The organism is Escherichia sp. KCJ4928, assembly GCF_004352695.1.
In the GTDB taxonomy this organism is placed as follows: domain Bacteria; phylum Pseudomonadota; class Gammaproteobacteria; order Enterobacterales; family Enterobacteriaceae; genus ECMA0423.
On sequence record NZ_SJWV01000155.1, the window covers coordinates 1 to 9,867 of the forward strand.

Below are 9,867 nucleotides of genomic sequence, written 5' to 3' on the forward strand. Positions count from 1 at the left end.
ATAAGGTGAATTACTGGTATTTGAAATTTATTTTTTAATATTGTCGGAATTTATCTGATTAACTGCCGGGCCGTAGACCCGGCAATTATTTTAACCACGACGTGTCGCCAGCCAGCAGAGCAGGGAACCGCCGCAGACCATTAGCGCGCCTTGCCAGAATGAGAACGACAGCGGGGCGCTGAGCAGCACGGCTGCAAGCGCTGAGGAAAGTACGGGCGTAAAATACGAGCCTACCGCCATTATGGTGACATTGCCATGCAGTATACCGACATTCCATGCAGCATAAGCAAATCCTAAGGTAAATGCCGCAGAGATGAGTTTAATCATGACGGGCGTGCTAAATACCATTTCTGGTTGTGGCGTGAGAAAATAGTAAACCCACAGACTTGCTCCCGTTAGCAGGACAAAAACGGTAATTCCGTTAAATCCGCGTGCGTATTTATTCGTTACTGTGCAATAGGCTGCCCAGATAAACGCACCAATAAACGCCAGGAAATAACTCAATGGGCTGGTGGTGATATTATTGATGATTTCATCATAATGTAACCCATTCTCACCGCCTAACACCCAGCAGACGCCGACCAGGGCTAATAATAATCCTGGTACAATCAGCCAGTTGGTTTTCTGACCATTAAACAGAATGGCAAAGAGAATTGTCAGGCTGGGCCACAGATAGTTCACCATACCCACTTCAATCGCCTGATGACGGGTCGCCGCATACCCTAAGGAAAGCGCCAGACAGATTTCATAGCTGACGAATAACAGACTCCCGGCGAGTAAATAGCCTTTCGGAATCTGCCGAATACGCGGAAATCCAACCGTGAAGATTAACAGCAGCCCGCTTAATGAATAGATAGCAGCTGCGCCGCCGACCGGGCCGAGCCCCTCGCTGACACCGCGAATCAATCCTACCATCGTGCTCCACAGGACGATCGCTATTAGCCCTATGAGCGTTGCTTTTTGTCGTGTCATGCTCGCTGTTTTGTCTCTCTTGCCGTTAAAAATTAAGCTGAATTTTATAGCATTTTTTTAACTGGCCTGTCAGGCAGTGGTGCGTTTTTCTACCGCTATTGAGGTAGGTCAATTTGCGCAGGCGGATTATTTTGTGGCAAACACGTGTTCTTTTTGATTTCGCGCAAAAAGATTCAGAATTTTACTGTTAGTTTCCTCGCGCAGTAATACCCCTGAAAAAAGAGGAAAGCAATGGACGTCAGTCGCAGACAATTTTTTAAAATCTGCGCGGGCGGTATGGCTGGAACAACGGTAGCGGCATTGGGCTTTGCCCCGAAGCAAGCACTGGCTCAGGCGCGAAACTACAAATTATTACGCGCTAAAGAGATCCGTAACACCTGCACATACTGTTCCGTAGGTTGCGGGCTATTGATGTATAGCCTGGGTGATGGCGCGAAAAACGCCAGAGAAGCGATTTATCACATTGAAGGTGACCCGGATCATCCGGTAAGCCGTGGTGCGCTGTGCCCAAAAGGGGCCGGTTTGCTGGATTACGTCAACAGCGAAAACCGTCTGCGCTACCCGGAATATCGTGCGCCAGGTTCTGACAAATGGCAGCGCATTAGCTGGGAAGAAGCATTCTCCCGTATTGCAAAGCTGATGAAAGCTGACCGTGACGCTAACTTTATTGAAAAGAACGAGCAGGGCGTAACGGTAAACCGTTGGCTTTCTACCGGTATGCTGTGTGCCTCCGGTGCCAGCAACGAAACCGGGATGCTGACACAGAAATTTGCCCGCTCCCTCGGGATGCTGGCGGTAGACAACCAGGCGCGCGTCTGACACGGACCAACGGTAGCAAGTCTTGCTCCAACATTTGGTCGCGGTGCGATGACCAACCACTGGGTGGATATCAAAAACGCTAACGTCGTAATGGTAATGGGCGGTAACGCTGCTGAAGCGCATCCCGTCGGTTTCCGCTGGGCGATGGAAGCGAAAAACAACAACGATGCAACCTTGATCGTTGTCGATCCTCGTTTTACGCGTACCGCTTCTGTGGCGGATATTTACGCACCTATTCGTTCCGGTACGGACATTACGTTCCTGTCTGGCGTTTTGCGCTACCTGATCGAAAACGACAAAATCAACGCCGAATACGTTAAGCATTACACCAACGCCAGCCTGCTGGTGCGTGATGATTTTGCTTTCGAAGACGGTCTGTTCAGCGGCTACGACGCTGAAAAACGGCAATACGATAAATCGTCCTGGAACTATCAGTTCGATGAAAACGGCTATGCGAAACGCGATGAAACACTGACTCATCCGCGCTGTGTGTGGAACCTGCTGAAAGCGCACGTTTCCCGCTACACGCCGGACGTTGTTGAAAACATCTGTGGTACGCCAAAAGCCGACTTCCTGAAAGTGTGTGAAGTGCTGGCCTCCACCAGCGCACCGGATCGCACAACCACCTTCCTGTACGCGCTGGGCTGGACGCAGCACACCGTGGGTGCGCAGAACATCCGTACTATGGCGATGATCCAGTTGCTGCTCGGTAACATGGGTATGGCCGGTGGCGGCGTGAATGCATTGCGTGGTCACTCCAACATTCAGGGTCTGACTGACTTAGGTCTGCTCTCTACCAGCCTGCCAGGTTATCTGACGCTGCCGTCAGAAAAACAGGTTGATTTGCAGTCGTATCTGGAAGCGAACACGCCGAAAGCGACGCTGGCTGGTCAGGTGAACTACTGGAGCAACTATCCGAAGTTCTTCGTTAGCCTGATGAAATCTTTCTATGGCGATGCCGCGCAGAAAGAGAACAACTGGGGCTATGACTGGCTGCCGAAGTGGGACCAGACCTACGACGTCATCAAGTATTTCAACATGATGGATGAAGGCAAAGTCACCGGTTATTTCTGCCAGGGCTTTAACCCGGTTGCGTCCTTCCCGGACAAAAACAAAGTGGTGAGCTGCCTAAGCAAGCTGAAGTACATGGTGGTTATCGATCCGCTGGTGACTGAAACCTCAACCTTCTGGCAGAACCACGGCGAGTCGAACGATGTCGATCCGGCGTCTATTCAGACTGAAGTATTCCGTCTGCCTTCGACCTGCTTTGCTGAAGAAGATGGTTCTATTGCTAACTCCGGTCGCTGGCTGCAGTGGCACTGGAAAGGTCAGGATGCGCCGGGCGAAGCGCGTAACGACGGTGAAATTCTGGCGGGTATCTACCATCACCTGCGCGAGCTGTACCAGGCCGAAGGTGGTAAAGGCGTAGAACCGCTGATGAAGATGAGCTGGAACTACAAGCAGCCGCACGAACCGCAATCTGACGAAGTAGCTAAAGAGAACAACGGCTATGCGCTGGAAGATCTCTATGATGCTAATGGCGTGCTGATTGCGAAGAAAGGTCAGTTGCTGAGTAGCTTTGCGCATCTGCGTGATGACGGTACAACCGCATCTTCTTGCTGGATCTACACCGGTAGCTGGACAGAGCAGGGCAACCAGATGGCTAACCGCGATAACTCCGACCCGTCCGGTCTGGGGAATACGCTGGGATGGGCCTGGGCGTGGCCGCTCAACCGTCGCGTGCTGTACAACCGTGCTTCGGCGGATATCAACGGTAAACCGTGGGATCCGAAACGGATGCTGATCCAGTGGAACGGCAGCAAGTGGACGGGTAACGATATTCCTGACTTCGGCAATGCCGCACCGGGTACGCCAACCGGGCCGTTTATCATGCAGCCGGAAGGGATGGGACGCCTGTTTGCCATCAACAAAATGGCGGAAGGTCCGTTCCCGGAACACTACGAGCCGATTGAAACGCCGCTGGGCACTAACCCGCTGCATCCGAACGTGGTGTCTAACCCGGTTGTTCGTCTGTATGAACAAGACGCACTGCGGATGGGTAAAAAAGAGCAGTTCCCGTATGTGGGTACGACCTATCGTCTGACCGAGCACTTCCACACCTGGACCAAGCACGCATTGCTCAACGCAATTGCTCAGCCGGAACAGTTTGTGGAAATCAGCGAAACGCTGGCGGCGGCGAAAGGCATTAATAATGGCGATCGTGTCACTGTCTCAAGCAAGCGTGGCTTTATCCGCGCGGTGGCTGTGGTAACGCGTCGTCTGAAACCACTGAATGTAAATGGTCAGCAGGTTGAAACGGTGGGTATTCCAATCCACTGGGGCTTTGAGGGTGTCGCGCGTAAAGGTTATATCGCTAACACTCTGACGCCGAATGTCGGTGATGCAAACTCGCAAACGCCGGAATATAAAGCGTTCTTAGTCAACATCGAGAAGGCGTAAGGGGGCGAACAGATGGCTATGGAAACGCAGGACATTATCAAAAGGTCCGCAACTAACTCCATCACGCCGCCTTCTCAGGTGCGTGATTACAAAGCAGAAGTCGCAAAACTTATCGACGTTTCCACCTGTATCGGCTGTAAAGCCTGTCAGGTGGCGTGTTCGGAGTGGAACGACATCCGTGATGAAGTGGGGCACTGCGTCGGGGTTTACGATAACCCCGCCGATCTGAGCGCCAAGTCCTGGACGGTGATGCGCTTTAGCGAAACCGAACAGAACGGCAAGCTGGAGTGGCTGATCCGTAAAGACGGCTGTATGCACTGTGAAGATCCCGGCTGCCTGAAGGCGTGCCCGTCTGCTGGTGCAATCATTCAGTACGCTAACGGGATTGTCGATTTCCAGTCGGAAAACTGCATCGGCTGTGGTTACTGCATTGCTGGGTGTCCGTTTAATATTCCGCGCCTCAACAAAGAGGATAACCGGGTATATAAATGCACGCTCTGCGTCGATCGCGTCAGCGTCGGCCAGGAACCGGCTTGTGTGAAAACCTGTCCGACCGGGGCTATCCACTTCGGCACCAAGAAGGAGATGCTGGAGCTGGCGGAACAGCGCGTGGCGAAACTGAAAGCGCGTGGTTACGAACATGCTGGCGTCTACAACCCGGAAGGGGTCGGTGGTACGCACGTTATGTACGTGCTGCATCACGCCGATCAGCCGGAGCTGTATCACGGTCTGCCGAAAGATCCGAAGATCGACACCTCGGTAAGCCTGTGGAAAGGCGCGTTGAAACCGCTGGCAGCGGCTGGCTTTATTGCCACTTTTGCCGGGTTGATTTTCCACTACATCGGTATTGGCCCGAATAAGGAAGTGGACGATGACGAGGAGGATCATCATGAGTAAGTCGAAAATGATTGTGCGCACCAAATTTATTGATCGCGCCTGTCACTGGACCGTGGTGATTTGCTTCTTCCTGGTGGCGCTGTCCGGGATTTCGTTCTTCTTCCCGACGCTGCAATGGCTGACGCAAACCTTCGGTACGCCGCAGATGGGACGCATTTTGCACCCGTTTTTCGGCATTGCGATTTTCGTCGCACTGATGTTTATGTTTGTGCGTTTTGTGCATCACAACATCCCGGATAAGAAAGATATTCCGTGGCTGTTGAACATTGTCGAAGTATTGAAAGGCAATGAGCATAAAGTGGCGGATGTCGGTAAGTACAACGCCGGGCAAAAGATGATGTTCTGGTCGATCATGAGCATGATTTTCGTGCTGCTGGTGACCGGGGTGATTATCTGGCGTCCGTACTTTGCGCAGTACTTCCCGATGCAAGTTGTTCGCTACAGCCTGCTGATCCACGCGGCTGCGGGTATCATCCTGATCCACGCCATCCTGATCCATATGTATATGGCATTCTGGGTGAAAGGGTCGATTAAAGGGATGATCGAAGGGAAGGTGAGCCGTCGCTGGGCGAAGAAACACCATCCGCGCTGGTATCGTGAAATCGAGAAGGCAGAAGCGAAAAAAGAGAGTGAAGAAGGGATATAATCTCTTTTGAACTTTAAGCTGAAAATGGCGCTTTAAGAAGCGCCATTTTTTTATTGCGTAACCAGACGGCGTAGTCGCGACACATCCACCGTTTTTTCTGCCTCTGCCAGACTCCAGGCGTTTTGCAGATTCAGCCACATTTGCGGCGAACTGCCGATCACCACGGAAAGTTTAATCGCCATTTCTGGTGTCAAAGCTGCTTTTCCGGTCAGCAATCGGCTTGCCGTTGAGGGAGCAATTTCCATTGCTCTGGCAAACTCGCGCAGGCTGACATTAAGTTCGTCCAGTGATTCCTGAATAATGTCCCCCGGGCGGGGATGATTGGCCATTTTCATCAGTGTCTTTACTCTCAGTAGTGTTCCTTCATCAGGAACACTATCATTATTGTTGCGTAGGAAGGAACAATAATCCATTTAGCCATTTAATGTCGGAGAGAGTGCGATGCTGCGACACCAGGACTGGCACTCGCAGCAAAGGCCTCTTAACGGCGGAAATCAATCACCATACGGCCACGGATTTTGCCTTCTTCCATCTCGGTAAAGATGGTGTTGATGTCCGCTAACGGACGCAGGGCGACTTTCGGCACCACTTTGCCTTCGGCGGCAAACTGGAAGGCTTCGGTTAGATCCTGGCGCGTGCCGACCAGCGAACCGACCACTTCAATGCCATCCAGCACAAGGCGTGGGATATCCAGGCTCATAGACTCCGGCGGCAGACCGACAGCCACAACACGACCGCCTGCACGGACAGCATCAACTGCCGAGTTAAACGCAGCTTTAGCAACTGCTGTTACCACCGCAGCGTGAGCGCCACCGGTTTTCTCCTGCACAATTTTGGCGGCGTCTTCGGTGCGTGAGTTAATCGCTAAATCTGCACCCATTTCGGTTGCCAGTTTTAACTGCTCATCATTGACATCAATGGCGATCACTTTGGCGTTAAAGACATTCTTCGCGTATTGCAGGGCGAGGTTACCCAGACCGCCAAGACCGTAGATAGCAATCCACTGACCGGGACGAATTTTTGACAGTTTAACGGCTTTGTAGGTGGTGACCCCCGCACAGGTAATGCTGCTGGCCGCCGCCGAGTCCAGACCATCTGGCACTTTTACCGCGTAATCGGCGACCACGATGCACTCTTCCGCCATCCCGCCATCAACGCTGTATCCGGCATTTTTAACTGAACGGCAGAGCGTTTCGTTACCACTATTACAGTATTCGCAATGACCGCATCCTTCGTAGAACCACGCCACGCTGGCACGATCGCCTGGTTTTAATGAGGTGACACCTGGGCCAACTTCTGCCACCACACCGATGCCTTCATGGCCCAGAATTACGCCAGTTTTGTCACCAAAATCGCCATTCTTAACATGAAGATCGGTATGACATACACCACAACACTCCATTTTCAGCAGGGCTTCGCCATGTTTCAGTGAGCGCAGTGTTTTATCCGTAACGTCAACGTGATGATCCTTCGTAACAACTGCAGCCTTCATAGTTCCTCCTTTTCGGATGATGTTCTGCATAGCAGGTGAGGCAAATGAGATTTATTCGCCACTACCCAGTATGGATGAGATCTGAAAAAGGGAGAGAGAAATAGCCCGGTAGCCTTCACTACCGGGCGCAGGCTTAGATGGAGGTACGGCGGTAGTCGCGGTATTCGGCTTGCCAGAAATTATCATCAATGGCCTGTTGCAGAGCTTCGGCAGACGTTTTCACCGCCACGCCTTGCTGCTGCGCCATTTTGCCAACCGCAAACGCAATTGCGCGGGAGACTTTTTGAATATCTTTCAGTTCCGGTAGTACCAGACCTTCGCCGTTCAGGACCAGCGGCGAATACTGAGCAAGCGTTTCACTTGCCGACATCAGCATCTCATCGGTGATACGTGACGCGCCGGAAGCAATAACCCCCAGGCCGATGCCCGGGAAAATAAAGGCGTTGTTACACTGGGCGATAGGGTAGATTTTATCTTTCCATACCACTGGATTAAACGGGCTGCCAGTGGCGACCAGCGCGTTACCTTCGGTCCAGGCGATAATGTCCTGCGGTGTGGCTTCCACGCGTGACGTCGGGTTAGACAGCGGCATCACGATCGGACGCGGACAGTGTTTATGCATCTCACGAATGATCTCTTCCGTAAACAGCCCGGTCTGTCCTGAGACGCCAATCAGAATATCTGGTTTTACATTGCGCACCACATCCAGCAGTGACAACACATCGCTGTCGGTATCCCAGTCACTGAGGTTTTCGCGCTTCTGCACCAGTTTGGTCTGGAAAGGCAGCAGGTTCGGCATCTTGTCGGTCAGCAAGCCAAAGCGATCGACCATAAAGACTTTCTGCCGCGCCGCTTCCTCGCTTAATCCTTCGCGCTGGGTCTGGGAGATGATCATTTCGGCAATGCCGCATCCCGCTGAACCTGCGCCAAGGAAGACGATTTTTTTCTCGCTTAACTGACCACCTGCCGCGCGGCTTGCTGCGATCAGTGTGCCGACTGTTACCGCCGCAGTGCCCTGAATGTCATCGTTAAAAGAACAAATTTCATTGCGATAGCGGTTAAGTAACGGCATCGCATTTTTTTGAGCAAAGTCTTCAAACTGCAACAGCACGTCTGGCCAGCGTTGTTTCACAGCCTGGATAAATTCATCAACGAATTCATAGTATTCGTCGTCAGTGATACGCGGATTACGCCAGCCCATATACAGCGGATCGTTAAGCAGCTGTTGGTTGTTCGTTCCGACATCCAGCACCACCGGAAGGGTATACGCCGGGCTGATGCCGCCACAGGCGGTATAGAGCGACAGTTTACCGATCGGAATGCCCATCCCGCCGATGCCCTGGTCACCAAGCCCTAGAATACGTTCACCGTCAGTCACCACAATCACTTTAATATTATGGTTCGGCACGTTTTGCAGAATATCGTCCATATTGTGCCGGTTCTGGTAAGAGATAAACACGCCGCGTGAACGGCGGTAGATCTCAGAAAAACGCTCACAGGCTGCGCCGACGGTTGGGGTATAAATAACAGGCATCATCTCATCAAGATGATTGTTTACCAGACGGTAGAAGAGGGTTTCGTTGGTGTCCTGGATGTTACGCAGGTAGATGTGTTTGTCGATTTCGGTTTTGAATCCCTGATACTGGATCCATGCTCGTTCCGCTTGTTCTTCGATGGTTTCGACCACTTCCGGCAGTAACCCCAGCAGATTGAAGTTACGGCGTTCTTCCATGCTGAAGGCACTGCCTTTATTCAACAACGGAAATTCCAGCAGTACAGGGCCAGCGTAAGGGATATAAAGCGAACGCTGTTTTTTTGTTTTTGGTTCCATGTCACTCACTCTTTTTTGAATATCCATCCCTGGCACGCTTTTATCGTCTTTGCTTTACCGCCAGGGCGTCGGCCCCAAGTATAGAGCAGATAAAAACAAAAACACCATTGCGCAGGCAATGGTGTTTAATCGTCATTGAGGACTGATGGTTATGAATTACTTTTCAGCGGGGCGTTTTCTGCCGGTTGGATTATTTACCACGCTGGATTTGTCACCTTCGGTAACTATTTTGCGCTGGTTAGAAATTTTATGGTCCAGTCCAAGAATATGACGTGCCTGACGGTTCGATTTCATTTTAACTCCTCAATCCTGTTGCTAGTTTTAAGGACAACATCGCCGTAGCGAAGAAACACGTGCTAAACCCCTAAATTAGGTTGCCGATCAAGCATAGCACCTTAAAGCGTAGGGTGCTGGCCACTGACCACATAATTGATCGTTTGCTGGTAGATATCACTGAGGATGTCGTTATCAGAAGCTTCCACCCATTTGGTCAGCTCCATGAGAATGTCATCTTCAGTGACAACACCGTGCTCTGCCCGAAGGCCTTGCTCAATGGCATTAACCAGAGCGGGTTCTGCTGTTGAATTTTCTGCCTGATAATAAGTAAACATAGTGATTCTCCGTGTCTGTGTATTTATGGTGTCTGCTACGGATCGCAGATTTATAAAGCACATTCAGCATGGCAAATATTTGCCGCTTCGTTGTTAAGATTAGTCCTGGTTGATGATTTTTATATTTTAACCTCATGAT

General features: G+C 51.4%; 9 protein-coding genes. 3 read left to right on the top strand and 6 right to left on the bottom strand.

Annotated features, from left to right (window positions below; all coding sequences use genetic code 11):
• Positions 1 to 90: 90 nt before the first annotated feature.
• A complete protein-coding gene (gene yddG / locus E0D98_RS18160; RefSeq protein ID WP_000198221.1) occupies positions 91 to 972 on the bottom strand; it encodes an aromatic amino acid efflux DMT transporter YddG in 882 nt (293 codons plus the stop codon).
• Positions 973 to 1,203: 231 nt separating this feature from the next.
• On the opposite strand from yddG, the gene fdnG reads away from it, so the two are divergent.
• The 3 genes from fdnG to fdnI are packed head-to-tail and all read left to right on the top strand — an operon-like array spanning position 1,204 to position 5,794.
• A complete protein-coding gene (gene fdnG / locus E0D98_RS18170; protein WP_012817776.1) occupies positions 1,204 to 4,251 on the top strand; it encodes a formate dehydrogenase-N subunit alpha in 3,048 nt (1,015 codons plus the stop codon).
• A gap of 12 nt (positions 4,252 to 4,263) precedes the next feature.
• Positions 4,264 to 5,148, top strand: a complete 885-nt coding sequence (gene fdnH / locus E0D98_RS18175; protein ID WP_001240582.1) for a formate dehydrogenase N subunit beta — start codon at positions 4,264 to 4,266, stop codon at positions 5,146 to 5,148.
• Positions 5,141 to 5,794, top strand: coding sequence for a formate dehydrogenase-N subunit gamma (fdnI, locus tag E0D98_RS18180; RefSeq protein WP_000045648.1), 654 nt, complete (start codon positions 5,141 to 5,143; stop codon positions 5,792 to 5,794). Before fdnH ends, fdnI begins: the two co-directional genes overlap by 8 nt.
• 50 nt (positions 5,795 to 5,844) lie before the next feature.
• Here the strand turns inward: fdnI and E0D98_RS18185 are convergent, their stop codons facing one another.
• The 5 genes from E0D98_RS18185 to bdm form a co-directional block, all read right to left on the bottom strand.
• Positions 5,845 to 6,129 carry a HigA family addiction module antitoxin gene (locus tag E0D98_RS18185; RefSeq protein WP_000781370.1) on the bottom strand — a complete coding sequence of 95 codons (285 nt, stop codon included), beginning with the start codon at positions 6,127 to 6,129 and terminating at the stop codon, positions 5,845 to 5,847.
• Positions 6,130 to 6,275: 146 nt separating this feature from the next.
• Positions 6,276 to 7,286, bottom strand: a complete 1,011-nt coding sequence (adhP, locus tag E0D98_RS18190; RefSeq protein ID WP_000642407.1) for an alcohol dehydrogenase AdhP — start codon at positions 7,284 to 7,286, stop codon at positions 6,276 to 6,278.
• A gap of 133 nt (positions 7,287 to 7,419) precedes the next feature.
• Positions 7,420 to 9,117, bottom strand: a complete 1,698-nt coding sequence (gene maeA / locus E0D98_RS18195) for a malate dehydrogenase (protein ID WP_000433475.1) — start codon at positions 9,115 to 9,117, stop codon at positions 7,420 to 7,422.
• A 156-nt stretch (positions 9,118 to 9,273) separates the two neighbouring features.
• Positions 9,274 to 9,411 (bottom strand): stationary-phase-induced ribosome-associated protein, encoded by a 138-nt coding sequence (gene sra / locus E0D98_RS18200; protein WP_000841554.1) that lies wholly within the window; start codon positions 9,409 to 9,411, stop codon positions 9,274 to 9,276.
• A gap of 101 nt (positions 9,412 to 9,512) precedes the next feature.
• Entirely contained in the window at positions 9,513 to 9,728 is a 216-nt protein-coding gene (gene bdm / locus E0D98_RS18205; RefSeq protein ID WP_000495766.1) for a biofilm-dependent modulation protein, read from the bottom strand.
• Positions 9,729 to 9,867: the final 139 nt, after the last annotated feature.

Coding starts and splice junctions, on each gene's coding strand:
- yddG (WP_000198221.1), bottom strand. CDS start 972: ATGACACGACAAAAAGCAACGCTCATAGGGCTAATAGCGATCGTCCTG.
- fdnH (WP_001240582.1), top strand. CDS start 4,264: ATGGCTATGGAAACGCAGGACATTATCAAAAGGTCCGCAACTAACTCC.
- fdnI (WP_000045648.1), top strand. CDS start 5,141: ATGAGTAAGTCGAAAATGATTGTGCGCACCAAATTTATTGATCGCGCC.
- E0D98_RS18185 (WP_000781370.1), bottom strand. CDS start 6,129: ATGAAAATGGCCAATCATCCCCGCCCGGGGGACATTATTCAGGAATCA.
- adhP (WP_000642407.1), bottom strand. CDS start 7,286: ATGAAGGCTGCAGTTGTTACGAAGGATCATCACGTTGACGTTACGGAT.
- maeA (WP_000433475.1), bottom strand. CDS start 9,117: ATGGAACCAAAAACAAAAAAACAGCGTTCGCTTTATATCCCTTACGCT.
- sra (WP_000841554.1), bottom strand. CDS start 9,411: ATGAAATCGAACCGTCAGGCACGTCATATTCTTGGACTGGACCATAAA.
- bdm (WP_000495766.1), bottom strand. CDS start 9,728: ATGTTTACTTATTATCAGGCAGAAAATTCAACAGCAGAACCCGCTCTG.